The sequence below is a fragment of the Dyadobacter pollutisoli genome (assembly GCF_026625565.1).
Lineage (GTDB): Bacteria > Bacteroidota > Bacteroidia > Cytophagales > Spirosomataceae > Dyadobacter > Dyadobacter pollutisoli.
The window spans coordinates 2,520,593-2,539,859 of record NZ_CP112998.1; the positions used below are offsets into that span (position 1 = coordinate 2,520,593).

Consider the following 19,267-nt stretch of genomic DNA (forward strand, 5'->3'; position numbering starts at 1 on the left):
CGTTGAGCGCTAGTAAAGTATATTCGTGATTTCTTGATACAGGTTATTTTCGTTCAAAACCTTATGTTGGTCGCTTTGCTGAATGGCTTCCCGCGGCATTCTCGGTGATTCAGCGAAATCGGGATTCTGAACATAAGTCGGATAGCCCTTCTGAGCGAGTGCCTTCATCCCGGAAGCACCATCGGCACTTGACCCGGAAAAAAGCATCGCAGCTTTGACAGGGATCCCCGAAACAGCCGCGGACATAAAAGTTGCGTCAATGGATGGCCTGGAAAAAAAATCCTTTTCCGAAACATCATAGTAAAAACGTCGATCCGGCCCGATCAGCAAATGATAATCGGGAAATGCGAAATAAATACTGTTTGTCCTGATAGGATCCAAATGATAGGGCTCCTTCATATACACGCGGGTTTTGGTTTTAAATAGCTCCGGTAACGACGAAGAGCTGGATTTTCCTCTATGTAAAATAAATACCAGCGCAAACGACAGCGGCCTTGTCAGCAATTTCAGTATCTCTTCAAAAATAGAGAAGCTTCCCGAGGAACCACCAATAAGAACAAGACTGAGCGGTTCGTCATCTGCCGTTTTCATTTGATTTTCTGATAAATGTTCAGCGAACTATCGATTATTTTGAAATGATCTTCAATGCCTGAGTACCGCAGCGTTTCACGTTTGCCAAGACAAAGAAAGCCCAACATACTTAAACTATCATATAACAACCTGAATACTTTTTGCCGCAATTCCAATGTAAAATAGATCATCACATTCCGGCAGCTAATGAACTGAAATTCATTAAAAACACCGTCCCCCGTCAGGTCATGCAGTGAAAAAATGATGTTCCTACGCAGCTCCGGCGCAATAACAGCTTTGTTGTATGCGACGTGGTAATAGTCAGATAATGAGTTTTTTCCAGCCGCCAGTAGGTAATTTTCAGAATACGTACGGATGTTACTCAATGTAAAAACACCTTCCCTCGCCGATGTCAGCACTTTGTTACTCAAATCCGTAGCATAGATCAGCGAACGGTCCAGAACACCTGCTTCTTCCAGCAGGATAGCCATTGAAAATGCCTCCTCGCCCGTCGCGCAACCCGCTACCCACATCCTGATTGCCGGATAGGATTCAAGATACGTGAATACGTCATTCCGCACTTTTACAAAAAAATCAGGGTCGCGGAACATTTCCGAATAATTGACCGTCAGCTCCTGGATAAGGTCGTAAACAACCCGCCCTCCCGGTTCAATATGCAGCAAAAGTTCGCCCAGATTCATTCTGTTTCCCGAAAGGTACCGGCTAGCCCTCCTCAATAGTGATGGACGTGCATAACCCGAAAAATCAAATCCTGATATCTCCCTGATCCGCGTGATCAGTACTTCCAGCTCGGGGTATTCTATAAGTACCATATATTAAGCGGAATGTAACCAGACCTTGATCAATGATAAAAGTTTGTCAATATCCACCGGTTTTGAAATGTAATCATTCGCTCCCGCCGCCAAACACTGCTCTCTGTCGCCCTGCATTGCCTTAGCTGTCACCGCGATAATGGGCAGATTGGCCCATTTGCTTTGCTGCCTGATCATCCTGGTAGCTTCAATGCCATCCATTTCAGGCATCATCACGTCCATCAGTACCAGTTCAATGCCGGTGGTTGTTTCCAATTTTTCAATGGCTTCTCTCCCGTTTGTAGCAATTTCAATGTTAAAACCCGAGTCTTCCAGCACCGCGCTGAGGGCAAATATATTCCGCATATCATCGTCCGCCAGCAATATTCTTCTTCCGACAAACACCTGTTCGGAATGAACGATCGGATTGCTGAAAGCCTCCTGTTTGTCCGCTGACAGGGCATTTTTCGGCTGTATTTTTTTCAGGAACAGTTTCACTTCATCGAGGAGACGCTCGTTGGATTTTTTCGTCTTGATAACCACCGGATGAGAATGCTTCATGACACGGCTCAAATCCGCCTGCGTGAGGTCCTCCGCCGTGTTGACAACTACCGGCAGTTCATTCCATTCCGGGTTTCTCTTGATCTCATCCAGTAAATCCAAGCCATTCATATCCGCAAGCCTTACGTCCAGAATGATCCCGTCCACGGAGTCATTCCGCAGGATACCCAATGCTTCCACTCCGGAAAATGCATAAAGTACAAAAATGTTATTCGCCGTCAGGAAGTCACCCAGGTACTTACTTTGCGTAGTATCGTCCTCGATCAAAAGGATTCTTTGTTTTTCAAGGTCCTTACCTCCCAGCTTCAGGAGGTTAAAGATATTTTCCGCCGATTTCTGGTCAACCGGTTTCTGCATGAACCCAACAGCTCCGTTTTTCAGCATATCCAGGTTCAGATAATCTCCCGACGACACCGTATGCACCGGGATCAATCTCGTTTTCGTGTCCGATTTCAATTCCTTCAAAACCTCGTCGCCCGAAATATCGGGCAGGTGCATATCGAGAATGATCGCGGTAGGATTGAATGTTCTCACCATTTCAAGTGCCGATTTGCCATCCGCCGCTACTTGTACATCGAAACCGCTATCCCGTGCTTTGGCAGACATATCCGCAGCAAAAATCGGATCGTCCTCGATCAGCAGCAACCGGTTCACTCTCCCATTTTCATAAACGGTAGCTGCTTCCTTCACCTTTTCCGTTTGAATGGTTTCAGCCGGTGTCAATGCAGTCTCAGGCTCTCCTTCTTCTTGAAGCAAAGGAATTTTTAATGTAAATACGGATCCTTCGTTCGGCTCGCTGCGAAGCGAAATGGATCCATTAAACAAATTGGCAAGCTCTCTGCTGATCGACAATCCAAGGCCGGTACCTCCGTATTTACGGCTCGTAGACCCGTCTGCCTGCTGGAATGCCTCGAATATTGCTTTTTGCTTTTCAAACGGAATGCCGATACCCGTATCCGCCACGTCGAAATGCAGATCACCGGCTACCAGGCTCACCGTCAGTGAAACTGTACCCGGCGCAGATGTAAATTTGATGGCGTTGGAAAGCAGGTTCCGCACGATTTGCAACAACCTAACCTGGTCCACAAACAATGTTTCGGGGCAGGATTCTGCTCGTTCAATCTTCAATGTAAGCCCTTTATTTTCAGCAATTTTCTGGAAGGTGTTTCTCAATTCGGACAAGATCAGATCCGTATTGATTGTTTCATTCATCAATTCTATTTTTCCGGATTCTACTTTCGCCAGATCCAGAATATCATTAATCAATGTCAGCAGGTCGTTACCTGAATTGAAGATCACAGAAGCATATCGTTGCTCTTCTTCGCTTAGCCGTGCACCCTTATTTTCACCCAGAATGCGCGAAAGGATCAGTATACTGTTCAATGGCGTCCGTAACTCGTGGCTCATATTAGCCAGGAACTCGCTTTTAAACCTTCCGCTTTTTTCAAGTTCGTCCGCCTTGATCTGGATCTGGTCCCTCGCTTCTTCAATCGTGCTCTTCTGCTCTTCCAGCATAAATGCCTTTTCTTCCAGCTCGGTATTGATCTGTTTCAATTCCTCCTGCTGCACACGCAGTTCCTCTTCGGAAACCTGTAATAATGATGTTTGTCTCGTAAGTTCTTCATTCGTCACCCGCAATTCCTCTTGCTGGCTTTCCAGCTCCTCCGCTTGCAATTGCGTTTTTTCAAGTAATTCATTTGCAATCTGGCGCGCGCGGGAAGCCATAATAGCCACTGCCACGTTTTCGGAAACCATATCGAGCAGTTTCGTGATTTTTTCATCCGGATCTTTGAGATACCCCACTTCGATCATCGCCGTAACCCCGCCCTGAAACGATACCGTCTTTACGAGTACCATTGCGCGATCAGTACTGCCTGTGCCACTCTGGATCCTGAAATAGTCAGGAGCAACTTCCAATTTTTTAATGTTCTTTTTATCAGCAGCGATCTGCCCCAGCATCCCTTCCCCAAGTTTTACTGACTGCGGTACCTGTGCCAGGTCCTTTATTCCATAGCTCGAAGCAATTTCAAGTACTTCCCCGTTCCGCGTGATCAGGTACATAACCCCTACCACTGCATCGGTAACCTCTACCAGCTTGTGAAGCAGGTTTTTTGACAATTCTGTCAATGTAGGTTCACCGCGCACAGCCCCCGACAATTCCACCGCAGCATTCAATATCCAGTTTTTCTCCTGATCTTCCAACGACAACTGTTCGAGTTGCTTGTTAGCTTTTAGCGTCAGACCTTCCGATTCAATTTGCGCGTTGTACGTTTTTCTGATAAAATAATAAAGGAGCAAAATGACGAAGAAAAAAGCCGAGCTACCAAACACAATGTACTGTTGTGCCCGGACAGAACTCGTCTGGACATCCTGTTCACGCTCTGTCAGCAAGCCCTCTTCCACATTCTCAATGCTTTTGAAGGCAAAATCAATCTGAGACGAAATGTTCTTTCCCTGAACAACAATGGCCTTAATGGTATCGATTTTGTAGTTACCGGCTTTGAGCATGTCGTACTGGCGGGCCATGACGGCCAATCGGGTTTGCAGCAACACCGACAGCGCATCTACCCGCGTTACCTGCGCCTTGTTGTCCCTCACCAGTTTCCTGAGTGCTTCCAGCTCTTTCAATAGTTTTTCAGAAGCTTGCAGGTAGTTGGCTTCAAATGAACTGTTGTTGGTAATGGCAAAACCCCGGACATTCGCTTCCGCAGTCAGCAATTGCGTCCTCACAGAAGCCGCGACGCCGATGACCTCTCTGGTGTGGTTCACCCAGCCTGCATTTTCTTGCTGAACTACAATCGCATTGTAAGAAGTGAAGCCAACAACTACTACCAGAATGATTGAAAAGAGGATACCAAACAAGACCTGTTGCTGAAAGGATATGCGCATATTGGATTGGATAGACGAAAAACACTGCGGACTGGATATTTCCGTGAATATCAGCAAAAAAAATTCATTTTAGCAGCATTTTGGCGGGATCGTGCAGCTTTTTTTAACTCAGGTTTGATCATTTGATCAAAACTAGTTCTACTGCTATGTAGCCACTATATGTTAGTCAGCAGATTGTCAGCTCAATGATTTCAAGCTTCCACCCACTCAACCATTTCATCTTCAAGGGTTATCATCACACCCGTCGATTTTTTACCCGTGCCCGTATATGCCCTGATCAATCTTTTCAAATGCCTTCGAGGTTCATCCGTGCTGTTGCCGCCCACAAATGACATAAAAATGAACTCGCCGTTCTCGCGTTGAACGACCCGGTCTATATGAAGCAGCTTTCCCCCCGGAATCAGTAGTTCTTTGTTTATTTGAATGCGGTTTTCGTCCTGATACAGCGTTTGCAGAGACGGATCATTTAAAAGCGAGGTCGCCAATGCAGCAATTTCCGCTGTTTCTTTTTTGGTAAAAATCCCCTCAATAACCAGTTTTTCCAGCGCCTCAGGCAAGTCCGAAATGGTTTTCAGCCTGGTAAGCAGGTACCGCATCTTCTGCAAACGGTCATGTCGTGGTTCAAAGGTCTGCACATCAAAAATACGTTCAGCCATTCTCCGCAACCGCAACGACTCAGTCCTGTCATTACTTAGAATTTCCCTGATCACAAATGGCTTCGCATCTGATTTGACATGCGCATGCCGCAATGTACCAGTACCATGGGATATAATGTATTTCGAAACCTGATCGTCCCAAGCCGGTATGAAATCCTGCTGGGCCAGGTAATCTTTGAGCCAATTACTTACCTGCTGCCCCGATTCCCATCTCCGCTCCCGCTTTGCAAGAATGTAAAGACGCTGCACTGGTCTTGTAAAAGCTACATATAAAAGGTTGAGGTTTTCAACCAGCGTCCGGGTTTTTTCGTCCTGATACTGATCACCTACCAATGTATTTTCAAGGTCTTTAACCACCGAAACCATGGAGCTTCTCAATTTTTTATTGGAATATGAAGGTTGATCCCGCAAACTGAGTTCTTCATAATCCACATCATCCAAATCCAGCCACAGGCGGTCCAGCTTAGCATTCGGCGTCACTTTCCATTGTGCATAAGGCACGATAACTACCGGATATTCGAGCCCTTTCGACTTGTGAATGGTCGTGATCCTGATCGCATCGGTTTCCTCCGGGATGGTAATGGATAACTTATTTTTCGCCGTTTCCCAATAAGTCAGGAAGTCGCCCAAATGGTTGCTCTTTCTGTTACCAAATTCCAGTACCACATCCAGAAACCTGAACAGATATTCATTTTCAAAATGATTGTCAAACATTCCGAAACGCTGCATCAGCTGCTCACTGAGCTCAAAGACGGACAACTGTCGCATTCTGAATGAGGTCAGGTTAATGTTCCATTTTTTGAAATATTCAAGAAAAGTGTCCAGCCCGCGCTCTTCGCATAGTATCCGGATCTGCTCGTACTCGTTCGCAGCAGGATTCTCGCGCCGGATCACATGATGAAAGAGATAAGCAGCCTCATACCGCGCCAGTCGATGGTCTGAACTGAGCAGTACCTTCATAAACGACACAATAAAATGCACGGAGCGCGAGTATCCCAGCGACAATGCATCATCCGAAATGAGCGGAAAACCTGCTTCCTTCAATGCATTGGCCAACGCGGTCGCCTCTCTCTTTTTCCGACATAAAATAGCTATATCACGCCAATGGTATCCATTTCCCCTGAGTTCTGATATCAGTTCCAGCGAGCGACGCACAATACCATCCGCAGCAATTTCTTCTCCGCTGACATCGTCGGCTTCCTCACTCATTTCCACAAATTCGATCTCGACATGGCCTCCGGTTGGCACATTATCCGGTATTTCCTGCTGGAAATTCTGGTCATACACTTGCGCAATGAGCGGGTACTCGTCACCCAATGTTTTAGCAATAAAAGAAAAAAAGCGGTTGTTGAACTCTGTAACCTCTCTCTGGCTCCTTCTATTGACTTTCAAGTGGTTAACCTGCAAATAATGATCAATGCTCAGCAAACGCTCCGAATTGTACGAGCTGTTGCCTAGTACTGCGGCCAATTCCATCACCTGGCTTTGCGCCAAGTGCAGGATCAGGTCCATATCACCTCCCCGAAAACGGTAGATAGACTGCTTCGCGTCGCCGACAATGAGGTTGAAGTAACCGTCGGCCAATGCATTTTCTATGAGCGGAAGCAAGTTGGCAAATTGCAATTTAGAAGTATCCTGGAATTCGTCCACGAGAATGTGGTTGTACTTCTCCCCCAGCCGCTCAAAAATAAACGGAACCGGCTCCCTGGCTACTATTTCAACGATTTTCCTATTAAAATCTGAAATGTGAATCTGGTTGTTTTGCCGCAGCAACGCGTCAAACTCTTTCCTGATTTCCCCTAATAATGATAGATTATAAATATGCCGGTCTAGCTGGCTGTATAATGTGACCTTCTCGGTTTCGGTAAGACGAATGTTCTCGATCTCGTGAAAATAGTTTTCAAGATCTGTCCTGATCTTCTCAATTTCGTCTTTGATCAGTACTGGTGTTTTCGCACCATACCACACACCTTCACCAATGGTTTTGTAGACGTAAGAGTTAGGTTCTGCCCACAATTTTTTCTCGTCGGCCCGATCCCGGAAATAGCCGTAAATCCCCCTGCCGCTCTGGTGAAAGTCTTTTTCGGTAAGAAATGTGGATTGGATCAGTTCCAATGCATTGCGCGATTGTTTGGACAAAAATGCCTCTCTCTCTTTTACAAATGCACGCATCTGGTTCCTGATGGTGATCCAGTCTTCCATTTTCAGGTCCTCCACGCGTTTCAATTGCATGTAGCTCTGCTCGCTCAGCAAAGTACCTGATGTTTCCCGGATCTGCATAGGCAGCGCACCCCAGCTTTTCCCTTCCTCTGCATTCTCGCGATAATACTTCTCTACGATATCGGTCAGTACCTCTTCACCCTCCTGCCCAATTCGCGCCAACAGACGGTCCACTGCCTCATCAAGCAGGTCACTGTCAAGCTGGGTTTCAAAAACAAAAGGGATACCGAGTTCGTCGGTGAAGCTGCTGATCAGTCTTTGCGTAAACTTATCGATCGTCATCACCGAAAAGTCAGAATACCGGTGCAGGATCTGCCTGAAAACCAATTGTGCACGACCCGCTATCAGTTGCCGCGCTCCTTCAAAAAGTTCTGCATCATTTTCCGTATCGGGATAAAGCTCTGTGACGACATCCCTCATCATTGGATGCGGCGGTTCAGTCGAATCCATTGAATTAGCAAACACCCGGAGCATAAGCAGAATCCGGTCTTTCATTTCATTAGCGGCCGCATTGGTAAAGGTTACCGCCAGAATATTCCTGAAATAGGTATCCGAATTGGAATGCAGGGCAAGTTTGAGGTACTCTTTGGTGAGTGTGTAGGTCTTGCCTGATCCGGCTGATGAGCTGTAAACTTTGAACATAAATTTCTAAGTGAAAAATCGATATGACTTAACCGATAAATAATTTAATTATTTCAAATAATTAAATTTCTTAACTTGTAACCGCTTCTTATATAAAATCATTTCTTACACATACCAATCACAAAATGACCCGTTTATGAAAAGAGCACTATTATGCATGCTATTGGCGATAATCTGCCATCATCTGAAAGCAACCACTTTCGACGTCACCTCCTTATCGGACGCAAATACACCAGGAACACTCAGAAATGCAATAGTGTTAGCGAATGCAGACTTATCCGGCCCACACGACATCAACTTTAAAATCGCGGGTACAATCGTTCTAACGGCCGATTTACCTGCTATCACCAATCATAATATAAGCATCAACGGATACTCTGCCCCCGGCGCTTCCGTAGGCACGATTCAAAGCAGGGTTATCACAATGGCAATCGATCTCGCTGGATTTAATGGCTTCACTTTCCAGAACACCTATTACGTATATCTTTCCGGTCTTTCTATTTATAATACAGGGATAAACAATACCAATGCTGCAATCAGGGCAGTTCAGGATATCTCAATTTTACACGTATGGGGTTGCTATATTGGGGCGAAGGAAAATGGTTCAGTTACCGGTACAACCAACATGGGAACTGGTGTTCATTTACAAAGCTCTTATAATGGCGGGATATCGTCAGTCTTCATTGGCACTAACGGAGACGGAGCTCAGGATTCCTTCGAGGGAAACCTGGTCAACAATACCGCTTATGACCCTGCCCAGTACCGAACAGATCGAAATTCCGGGATATATGCAAAACTCATTACCGGTCTGACAATCGCTGGCAATTACATTGGTCCAACCGATAAATTCGGGAATACAGCAATTTTGGAGAGTACAAATAAGAACGGTGGAATTATGCTAAACGATTGTCGCGAAGTCATTGTCGGTACAAATGGCGACGGAATATCTGACGCTCTGGAGGGGAACATTATTAGTGGCAATGGTCGCGACGGTTTGAGGCTATTGGACACCTCGAATATGAAAATAGCCGGAAATGTTGTGGGTTTGGGTGCCGATGGAACCACAGAGCTCGGAAACGGGAATATCAATACATTAGCGCTGACAACCGGGAAAATTGGAACAAACGGGATCACTTTTTCAAGACAATCGAACGATGCGTCATTGGATATCGTCATTGGAACTAATGCTGATGGGGTTTCTGATAATTTGGAAGGAAACATAATCAGTGCTCATAAAGTAAATCTCACCGATGACAGCGCCGATGGCATCGAGATGGCCGACGTGAACGGTGTATCAATAGCTGGCAACAAAATTGGTACGGACGTAACCGGAATGTTGGCAAAGGGCAACGCCGGCAATGGTATCAACTTGTTCTTGGGCGGAGGAAGAACAAATAGTGGCGCTTATTCGGTGACGATTGGTTATGACGATGCCAAAGCTGCATCATTGCTCCCTGCAATGAGAAACGTGATTAGCTCAAACGGCATGAATGGTATTTTATATACGGAGGTAAAATATGCTAATGGGAAGATTTGCGGGAATTTTATTGGACTAAATAATCTGGGGGTGGCTTCTATGGGTAATGGTAATGGCATAAGAATTGAAGGTACTTCGGAAATAGTTATAGGCACAGATGGAGACGAGATTAACGACCAAAGTGAAAGGAATTATATATGTAACAGCACGGTGGCTGGTATCATCATGTATTCCACCAGAGATCCCTTCAATCCAGATGAACCCGGTCAAGTTGAGAGAATAAGTGTTTCTGGAAACAATATTGGCGTTGATTTCGCTGCCGCCGCTGCTGGTAACGGTTATGGGATTATGGTTATTGATGGTTCAAAAGACATAATTATTGGATCCAGAGAAAGCAATCCATTAGCTTCCATGGGTAACTTGATTGCTAATAGCACCAATTACGGTATTGGCGTCGGAAATATAACAAAGGATTTTATTGCCGGAATCCGGCCTGTGACATCCTGCCTGATCAGCCGTAATTCCTTTCACAATAATGGCGGCCTTTCCATTAATCTTTTGGATCTAAATGCTGCGGTGGATGTGAATGATGGCGCACTTGGGAGCGGAACTACCAATAGCAACAACGCCCTGGATTATCCAATATTCACCAAGTTTGTCCTTCACAACGATGGTACGATTACCGTCAGCGGTTACGTCGGCACGGCGGGCGCAACCGAGGAAACCCCCGGAACAACTATTAATGAAGTGCTTAACATTGAAGTATACAAACAGGACAATGATGGAAACCAGGACGGTGCCGTTTCTACGGGGCACGGCAGGATTACGCCACATGGAGAGGGCGGAGAATACCTGGGCACCATTGCTACCGATGCAACGGGCAAATTTACGAATGTAACTTTCACGCCGGTGGCTGGGTCTACCATTCAAACAGGAGACGCGATTACTGGGACTGCAAGCCGGACAGGGACGGTTAAAAGTACATCTGAGTTCGGGATCATGTCAGGAGACATAGTCTTACCAGTAGAATTAATCCATTTTAATGCGACCTTGCAGGAAAATACCGTATCCCTGTTCTGGTCCACTTCGGAAGAAATAAATAGTGATTACTTTGAAATACAACGGTCAGCCGATGCCAAAAACTGGCAGGCTCTTTCCAGGGTAGAAGCCAGGGAAAATAGCAATACCGTTCAGGAGTATCGCTATGACGACCGGTCCCCTCTTTTCGGAATTTCGTACTACCGGTTAAAACAAGTGGATATCGACGGCTCCTTCGCTTATTCGTTCAGCAGAAATGTTAATAGTCAGCATTTGCAAACGTCTTTTGTGTACCCTAATCCGGTCAAAAGTTTGCTGACCATTGAGGGTTTAAAAACGGAGGCGGTGCAATTATTCAACGCCAACGGGAGGGAATTACAGGTCAGAAAACTTAACCGCTTGTCTAAGGACCAGTTTTCGCTGGATATGTCCGATCTGAAAAGTGGTATTTACTTTATTAAGGACGGAGATGCTATTTACAAAGTAATTAAGGAGTGAGGGCATGAAAAAAGGGAGCAGGTTTTAGCCTGACTCCCTTTCTTTTCATATTTTACAAATTAAAACGAACACCCGCTGAAATGTTGGGGCTCAGGTAAAATGGTCGTGGCAACAATTCAACGTAGGTTCCACCTTCCAGAAAGATCGACATTCGATTGTCCGGAATGTAATATTCAATGCCTCCCAGGGCCGAGCCGCCCAGTGAAATGTCCTTTTCGTAATTGCCATTCAAACGTTTCGGATACGAGCGGCGGCTGTTAACCTGCCCTCCAAGGCCATAATAAACGTGAACCGCTTCCGAGTTGAATAATGGGGTATGCCACAAATAATGCACTTGAAGCGATAATCCGGCATTTTTATAAATTCCTTCATCCCCCCTGTACTTACGGTTATTGGACAAAACACCACCGTATGTCCCAATCGTCACGTCTAATGCATGAATGTTGTTAAAATATTTCCGGATATTAACGCCGGTCGGCTCTCCCAGTTTAAAACCAACTGCCCAGTTGTCGTATTGGGCATGTGCAAATCCAAAGCAAAGCGTACAAATAAATGTTAAGGCTAATTTCTTCATAATCAATTTTTATCGGGGAATTTTTCTTGAATGCTTAAAATGCGACTAGGCCATAATGCCGTTCAGCTGAAATTTCTTTAATGATTCAATCAATGTTTCGTTTTCTTCCTTCGTACCTACTGTGATTCTCAAACAGCCGTCGCAAAGGTGTACACGCGAGCGATCCCGGACAATAATAGTTTCACTGATCAGATAATCCATTACCGCCTTTGCGTCTTCAAATTGAACCAATAGAAAATTAGCATCTGTCGGATGTACTTTAATCACCAACGATAAATCTGCTAACATGTTACATAAAGAAGCTCTTTCTTTAAGAATTTCAGCCACCATTTTGTCCTTTTTCTCAATCGAGTCCAAACCTTGCAAAAGCGCCTGCTGAGCTGGTAGGCTGATGTTGTAGGGTGGTTTGATCTTGTTCAGGATGCGGATCAGCCCAGCGGAAGCAAAGCACATTCCGACTCTGATACCTGCGAGTCCCCATGCTTTGGAGAATGTCTGCAACACGACCAGATTAGGATATTGATCAAGATGCTGGATCCAGGAAGGCGTCTCTGTAAAATCAATGTATGCTTCATCGACTACCACCAGTCCATTGAAGTTTTCCAGAATGGTCTGAATCGCTTCATGCTGCATCACATTGCCTGTCGGATTGTTAGGCGAGCATATCCAGATGATCTTGGTATCCGGCGTAACTGCGCTAAGAACCCCCTGGATATCAATCAGGTAATCGCTTGTCAATGAGACCTTATCGATTATAATGTCATGTATAGAAGCACTTACTTCGTACATTCCATAAGTGGGCGGAAGTATGATGACGTGGTCTTTTCCGGGCGTGCAGGTAGCGCGCGTCAGCAAGTCAATCGGCTCATCACTTCCGTTTCCAAGGAAAATTTGTTCGGCGCTGATATTTTTAATGGGCACCAGCTTCTGCTTGATGTTGGCTTGATATGGATCAGGATAGCGATTATAATCGGCCTCAGTAACCGATCCGTATGGGTTTTCATTCGCGTCCAGAAATATCCCTATGTGGCCTGTATATTCGTCTCTTGCCGAAGAATAAGGAGCCAGGGAAAGGATGTGTGGGCGAAGTATTTTGTTTAAATCGAAGTTGCTCATACTATGACGGCAAAGCGCCGTTTGATGGATATTATTTAAAAAAGAACAGTCTATTGTCGAACGTAAATGGCTCTACATCAATGATTTTTACAGAGCTTGCATCGGGATGTGCAGGGTTGATAAGATAATTATATTCCGATTTGGCCAGCACGGAGGGTACTTTTAATAACATATTCTTTCCCGTTTTGAGCCAGTCGTCGCCCACTTCTTTGCTCCATTGCTGGTTTCCGTACCATTCAGGAAGGAGATATGGTGAGGTGGAATGTGCCTTGGCATCAGGTACGAACAGGACCACAATGACGTAATCGGGAGGTGGTATTGTTTTGTTCGAATGGACCAGCACTTCCAGCATAGCCAGCGAGCGATGGGATGAGGTATACAGCATGGCATTTCTGGGAGAGTTCCATCGTCCTCCGTGATAAAATGCCCCTATACCCGTCAGGTCTTCCTGGTACTCGGTTTTTGTTATTCTGAAAAGCTCCATTTAGGCGAAGATACCGTGCTCAATACGACCTAGCTCAGTTTTGACAAGTTCGATCCCCGCATGTGTACGCAGGAAACTAACTGGCCTCGCTTTGCCTAATGCCGGAATTTCACCGTTCAACCAATCTTTGAAATATTCTTTTCCCAAAGCCCGGATACCGACGGAGAACAGATCTGCCAATGCGATCAGATGATCTGAAACGACATTGCTCAGCAAATCTTTATCATCGTAGCGTTGAAGGTTCCTGGGCGTGACGGGTAATAACGCTATCACGTCTTTGGCGTCCATGCCTACGGAATCGGAGAGATGTTGAATTGATGCTTTGGGGACTCCGTTTGCGGCAAGATATGCCAGATCGAAATCGTTTTTTACAGTATGTTTGAGAATTCCGTAACCTCCCAAACGTTCATTTACCATAAATGCTGTCATCGCCTTTGAAATTTAGGTACCAGAAAAATGTCCTCAAATTTACGACATTTTTCTGGGTTTTCTATTTTTTTCAAAAAAGACTTTTCAATCTGATGCTTACTGCTTTCCTGTGTGCAGCCAGTGATTCGGCTTCTGCCATTGCTTCTACTGTGGGGCCTATGTTTTTGATACCTTGCTCGGTTATGTTCTGTATCGTGATTTTCTTTACAAAACTGTCAACGGATACGCCACTGTATGCCCTTGCATAGCCATTGGTAGGAAGTGTATGGTTGGTACCGGATGCATAATCTCCGCAAGATTCAGGTGTATAGTTGCCTAAAAAGATCGACCCCGCATTGATTATTTTCTCTGAAACTGCTTCTGCGTTTTCAACACTTAGTATTAAATGCTCCGCTGCATATTGGTTCAGCAATTCGATCGCATCTTCTTCATTCTCTACCAAAATCGCTTTACTGTTTCCGATGGATTGTGCCGCGAGCTCGCGCCGTGGCAGGCTGTTCATTTGTGAAGATAATATAAGGTTTACGGAGGAAAGCAGCTTTTTGCTGGTCGAAACCAGAAGTACCTGACTGTCCGGGCCGTGTTCTGCCTGCGAAAGCAAATCTGCTGCCACAAATGCTGGTACTGCGGTATCGTCTGCATACACAGCCACTTCCGAGGGACCTGCGGGCATATCAATCGCCACGCCTTCCTTGCTGATCAGCATTTTGGCAGTGGTAACGTATTGGTTACCAGGCCCAAATATTTTATAAACCTTGGGAACACTTTCTGTACCGTAAGCCAATGCAGCGATAGCTTGCGCCCCGCCGATCCTGAAAGCTTTGGTTACGCCTACCAGTTTCGCTGCATAAAGTATCGCCGGATGATCCGAAGGTGTGCACAAAATCACTTCTTTACAACCTGCGATTTGTGCAGGAACACCTAGCATTAAAACAGTACTAAACAATGGTGCGGATCCGCCCGGAATGTAAATCCCGACTTTTTCAATACCGACACTTTTCCGCCAGCAAGTGACGCCTGGCATTGTTTCTATTTTTTCAACAGGCTGTAACTGGCCTTCGTGAAATTTGTAAATATTCCGGTAAGCCTGCTGTATCGCTGCTTTGAGCTCATCATCCAGTTTTGCTTCTGCCCCAGCCATATCGGCTTCTGAAAAAGCAAGATTAGTCAGTTCTGTTTTGTCAAATTTTCTGGCTAACGCTCTTATACCTTGGTCACCCTCGCTCTTAACCTGTTCAAGGATCGGGATCACTTTGGCTTCAATATCCTGAGCTTCCTGCACGGGCCTTGCCAGCAATGTCGGCCACTGATCCCTCGCAGGAAATGGAATAATATTCATATCAATTATAAGATCATTTTTTCAATTGGAATGACCAGGATACCCTCTGCCCCAGCCTGACGGATTTTCTCGATGTTCTCCCAGAACTCATTTTCATTGATCACCGAATGCAATGAGCACCAGCCTTCCGTTGCCAAAGGCAGGATAGTCGGGGCACGCATTCCCGGTAGAAATTTGGTAATGTTCTCAACAGCGCTGGTCGGGCAATTGAGCAAAATGTACTTGTTATTCTTGGCAACCTGAACCGATTTAATGCGGAAAAGTAACTGATCCAGCAGGTCTTGCTGTACATCCGACAGATTCTTGCTGGCGATCATTACTGCCTCCGACTTGAAAATGGTTTCAACTTCTTTCAAACCATTACTCAAAAGTGTGCTGCCCGAACTAACAATGTCGCAAACCGCATCAGCCAAACCAATGCTCGGGGCAATTTCTACCGAACCGCTGATTTCGTGAATTTGCGCAGTTACGCCGTTGGATTCTAAATATTTACCCAACAAACGCGGATAAGTAGTAGCAATACTTTTTCCTTCCAGATCCTGAACACCTGCATATTCATGTTCTCTTAAAACACCAATTGACAATCGGCATTTTGAAAATCCAAGCCTGTGAACGGTATCTACATTCTTACTTGATTCCTCCGAAACATTTTCACCGACAATCCCCAGATGAGCCACGCCATCTTCTACATATCCCGGAATATCGTCATCCCGCAAAAACAGAATTTCCGCAGGAAAATTGGTAGCATCGGTTTTAAGCTTTCCGGCACCATTATCAAAACGTATCCCACACTCTTTAATCAGTTTTAAAGAATCCTCACTCAGCCTTCCCGATTTTTGTATTGCAATTCTTAAAATATTCTTATTCATATTATTAAGCTCTCTGATCAGAGATTTAGTCAGTAATTGGAAAAAGGGTTATTAAAGTTCAGCAGCAATTAAAGATATGATGCCGTCGACGTCTAACTTCTGCTGCTCGCCGGTATGCATATTTTTCAAAGTTAAAAGTCCGGACTGCATTTCATCAGACCCGATCAAAATTACAAAGGGAATACTTTTTCTGTCAGCATAATCCAGTTGTTTCTTCAATTTTACGGAATCGGGATAAATTTCGGCATTAATGCCAGCTTCCCGCAATTTGGGTAAAATCGCCAGACCAAACCTGAATGCATCCACATCGAAGTTTGAGATCATTACCTTCGTACTGGTTTTACGACTTTCAGGAAAGAGATTTAATTCCTCCATCACGTCATAAATCCGGTCTACACCGAGTGAAATTCCAACACCGGAAATACCTGGAACACCGAAAGTACCAGTCAGGTTATCATAGCGACCGCCGCCGGAGATGCTGCCGATCTGTACATTATTGGCCTTCACTTCAAAGATAGCTCCCGTATAATAGGAAAGCCCTCTGGCCAAAGTCACGTCAAATTGAATTTTAGGATTTTCAAGCCCAAGTACCTTCACCATATCCCACACTTCCTCCAACTCCTGAATACCCTTCATGGCTATTTCTGAATCGCCAAGCCAGTTTTTCAATTCAGCAAAAGGTTCTTTTTCATTCGCGAGGTCAAAAACCGGATCTAATTTTACGACACTTTCACTGGAAAAGCCACGTTCTAGAAGCTCCTCAACAACCTTATCCTTTCCAATTTTATCCAGCTTGTCAATGGCAACACACAGCGGTCCCTCCATCCCATGCGCCCCTACCATATCTGCAATGCCCGTCAGAATTTTACGGTTGTTGATCTTAACAGTAAAATCTGTAATGCCCAAAGACGGAAGAATATCATGCAAAAGTGTTACTATTTCCGCCTCGCAAAGCAAAGAATCTGTACCGACCACATCTGCATCACATTGATAAAATTCTCTGTAACGTCCCTTCTGAGGTCGGTCAGCACGCCAAACCGGCTGAATCTGATACCTTTTGAATGGCATCGCCAAAGTACCGCGGTTCATCACGACATAGCGTGCGAAAGGTACAGTAAGGTCGTAACGCAGGCCTTTTTCAGAAATCTTGGTCGTTAAAGGCTTATACCCTTCCTTCCAGTCCTCCTCGGTCAGTTTCCCACTAAAATCGCCTGAATTTAAAAGCTTGAACAAAAGCTGATCGCCCTCATCCCCATACTTTCCCATCAACACAGAAAGGTTTTCGAAAGCTGGTGTTTCTAATGGCAAAAAGCCATATCGTTGAAAAGAGCGCCGGATGGTGTCAAAGATAAAGGTACGCTTGGCCATCTGTTCGGGACCAAAGTCACGGGTTCCGCGGGCAAGTGATGGTTTACTCATTATATGAAGCTGTCAATTAAGTCCTGATCTTTATCGGCGACAAGCTGCCGGCACAAATGTAAGCCGGCAGTTATGCGCCAATTGATGTCAGAATTGAAAAAAGTACGGCTTGAACGCCGATTAAACCGTAAAGTTAGGAGAGCTTGTGCAATATTTATGACTATTGTCTGCATTATTTACACAGAAATGCTTAATTTTGCGGCTCTTTCACAAAACAATATTTACAATGGGAGTTACGGAATTAAAACGTAAGGGTCGCAGAAACAAGGCAGTAGCAAATAATCGTACCGCGAAAATTAAAGACCTTTTACGCAAACCAGAAGTACGCAACGTCGACGTTGAGGCAATAAAGGCTCAGTTTGAAGCCAACAAAAAATAAGTAAAGCCTCTCCGGAATGTTATTCAACTAGTCCTGTCAATCTGTTTTGGTAGGGCTTTTTGCTTTTTTACCGGATTTGGATTTGATTGGGGATTTGGTATTCACTTTGCGGATCAGCTGGCGCATACTACGGCGTGTCTCGCGGCGGATATGCAAAAGAATGCGAAACCGAAGTGCTTCGCCGAACATGATCAGCCCCCCGTTTATCAGGGCCAGGCTGTACAACCCGAGAACAACCCATACCTGCGTAGGCTCTCCCGTACGTCGCTCATGTGCAGCTTCGCTCAGGACAGTCAGGCCAAAACTGAACAGCAACAAACCGCATGGAGCAAGAATCATCCATTTGGTACGTGTTGACATTCTTTTAATCAGCCTTTTACCAGGTGGTTTCGGATCAATCGATGGAATCATTTATGAACTTTTTCCTTGTTATGATCCTAAAATTATTAATTTTTAGTTAATTGATTTAATGAAAGCCATCATAAGTTTAGTTTTAAGGTATATTCCCCGCCCCTATCTGCAATTGATCGGACATTGGGTTGCCCGTTTTCTCAGCATCTTCTACACTGGTAATAAAGTTGAATGCCCGGTTTGTGAAAGCCACTACCGAAAATTCCTCCCCTACGGACGCAATACTTCCAGCCGCGAAAATGCGCTGTGTCCAAGTTGTTTATCGCTGGAACGCCACCGTTTAATGGCGCTTTATCTGAAAAGGAAAACTAATTTCTTTACGGCCAATCTTAAAGTGCTGCATGTAGCGCCTGAATATTGTTTTATCGACAGGTTTGAGCACATGAAAAACCTAGACTACATTACGGCTGATATTGAATCTCCATTAGCGAAAGTCAAAATGGACATTCACCAGATTCCTTTTCCTGACAATACTTTTGATGTCGCATTCTGTAACCACGTAATGGAGCACGTGGATGACTATATACTTGCGATGAGCGAACTGCACCGCGTGCTGAAACCAGGCGGCTACGCACTTATACAGTCCCCGCAGGATATGAAATATGAAACTACCTACGAAGATGCAACCATTACCGATCCGCGTGAGCGCGAGAAGCATTTTCTGCAAAATGACCATTTAAGGCTTTTTGGAAGAAATTATGGTCGCGAACTCGAAAAAGGTGGCTTTACTGTAAAGGAAGATCGTTTTGTAGTGGATGAGCTTTCCAAAGAAGAAGTTCAGCGTTACGCCCTGCCTGGCGAAGAAATTGTCTATTTCTGCCAGAAGCTGTGAAATAAGACTTGGTAGGTCTTGAAGACCTGCCAAGTCTCGCCTAGGGCACCAT

The 19,267-nt window shown here is 45.1% G+C and carries 14 protein-coding genes; 2 read left to right on the forward strand and 12 right to left on the reverse strand.

Annotated features, from left to right (window positions below; translation table 11 throughout):
• Window positions 1–9: 9 nt before the first annotated feature.
• From ON006_RS10360 to ON006_RS10375, 4 genes are all read right to left on the reverse strand, one after another.
• Window positions 10–591, reverse strand: a complete 582-nt coding sequence (locus tag ON006_RS10360; RefSeq protein ID WP_244819706.1) for a chemotaxis protein CheB — start codon at window positions 589–591, stop codon at window positions 10–12.
• Window positions 588–1,403 (reverse strand): CheR family methyltransferase, encoded by an 816-nt coding sequence (locus tag ON006_RS10365; protein WP_244819707.1) that lies wholly within the window; start codon window positions 1,401–1,403, stop codon window positions 588–590. Before ON006_RS10365 ends, ON006_RS10360 begins: the two co-directional genes overlap by 4 nt.
• Window positions 1,404–1,406: 3 nt before the next feature.
• Window positions 1,407–4,832, reverse strand: coding sequence for a response regulator (locus ON006_RS10370; RefSeq protein ID WP_244819708.1), 3,426 nt, complete (start codon window positions 4,830–4,832; stop codon window positions 1,407–1,409).
• 191 nt (window positions 4,833–5,023) lie between these two features.
• Entirely contained in the window at window positions 5,024–8,350 is a 3,327-nt protein-coding gene (locus ON006_RS10375) for a UvrD-helicase domain-containing protein (RefSeq protein ID WP_244819709.1), read from the reverse strand.
• 136 nt (window positions 8,351–8,486) lie between these two features.
• Here ON006_RS10375 and ON006_RS10380 point away from each other — a divergent pair, with 136 nt between their 5' ends.
• Window positions 8,487–11,363 (forward strand): T9SS type A sorting domain-containing protein, encoded by a 2,877-nt coding sequence (locus tag ON006_RS10380; RefSeq protein WP_244819710.1) that lies wholly within the window; start codon window positions 8,487–8,489, stop codon window positions 11,361–11,363.
• A 52-nt stretch (window positions 11,364–11,415) separates the two neighbouring features.
• Here the strand turns inward: ON006_RS10380 and ON006_RS10385 are convergent, their stop codons facing one another.
• The 8 genes from ON006_RS10385 to ON006_RS10420 all read right to left on the reverse strand — a co-directional run bounded on the left by ON006_RS10385 (window position 11,416) and on the right by ON006_RS10420 (window position 18,332).
• A complete protein-coding gene (locus tag ON006_RS10385; RefSeq protein ID WP_244819711.1) occupies window positions 11,416–11,937 on the reverse strand; it encodes a hypothetical protein in 522 nt (173 codons plus the stop codon).
• A gap of 45 nt (window positions 11,938–11,982) precedes the next feature.
• A complete protein-coding gene (gene hisC, locus ON006_RS10390) occupies window positions 11,983–13,053 on the reverse strand; it encodes a histidinol-phosphate transaminase (RefSeq protein WP_244819712.1) in 1,071 nt (356 codons plus the stop codon).
• Window positions 13,054–13,084: 31 nt separating this feature from the next.
• Window positions 13,085–13,537, reverse strand: coding sequence for an RES family NAD+ phosphorylase (locus ON006_RS10395; RefSeq protein ID WP_244819713.1), 453 nt, complete (start codon window positions 13,535–13,537; stop codon window positions 13,085–13,087).
• Window positions 13,538–13,966, reverse strand: a complete 429-nt coding sequence (locus ON006_RS10400; protein ID WP_244819714.1) for an Xre family toxin-antitoxin system antitoxin — start codon at window positions 13,964–13,966, stop codon at window positions 13,538–13,540.
• Between the two features lie 70 nt (window positions 13,967–14,036).
• A complete protein-coding gene (gene hisD / locus ON006_RS10405) occupies window positions 14,037–15,305 on the reverse strand; it encodes a histidinol dehydrogenase (protein ID WP_244819715.1) in 1,269 nt (422 codons plus the stop codon).
• A 5-nt stretch (window positions 15,306–15,310) separates the two neighbouring features.
• Window positions 15,311–16,174, reverse strand: coding sequence for an ATP phosphoribosyltransferase (gene hisG / locus ON006_RS10410; protein WP_244819716.1), 864 nt, complete (start codon window positions 16,172–16,174; stop codon window positions 15,311–15,313).
• A gap of 51 nt (window positions 16,175–16,225) precedes the next feature.
• On the reverse strand, window positions 16,226–17,593 hold the full coding sequence (hisS, locus tag ON006_RS10415) for a histidine--tRNA ligase (RefSeq protein ID WP_244819717.1): 1,368 nt from the start codon (window positions 17,591–17,593) through the stop codon (window positions 16,226–16,228).
• 415 nt (window positions 17,594–18,008) lie between these two features.
• Entirely contained in the window at window positions 18,009–18,332 is a 324-nt protein-coding gene (locus ON006_RS10420) for a hypothetical protein (RefSeq protein ID WP_244819718.1), read from the reverse strand.
• A gap of 109 nt (window positions 18,333–18,441) precedes the next feature.
• Here ON006_RS10420 and ON006_RS10425 point away from each other — a divergent pair, with 109 nt between their 5' ends.
• The gene (locus ON006_RS10425; protein ID WP_244819719.1) at window positions 18,442–19,215 is read left to right on the forward strand and encodes a class I SAM-dependent methyltransferase; all 774 of its coding nucleotides are present in this window, start codon (window positions 18,442–18,444) and stop codon (window positions 19,213–19,215) included.
• Window positions 19,216–19,267 lie beyond the last annotated feature (52 nt).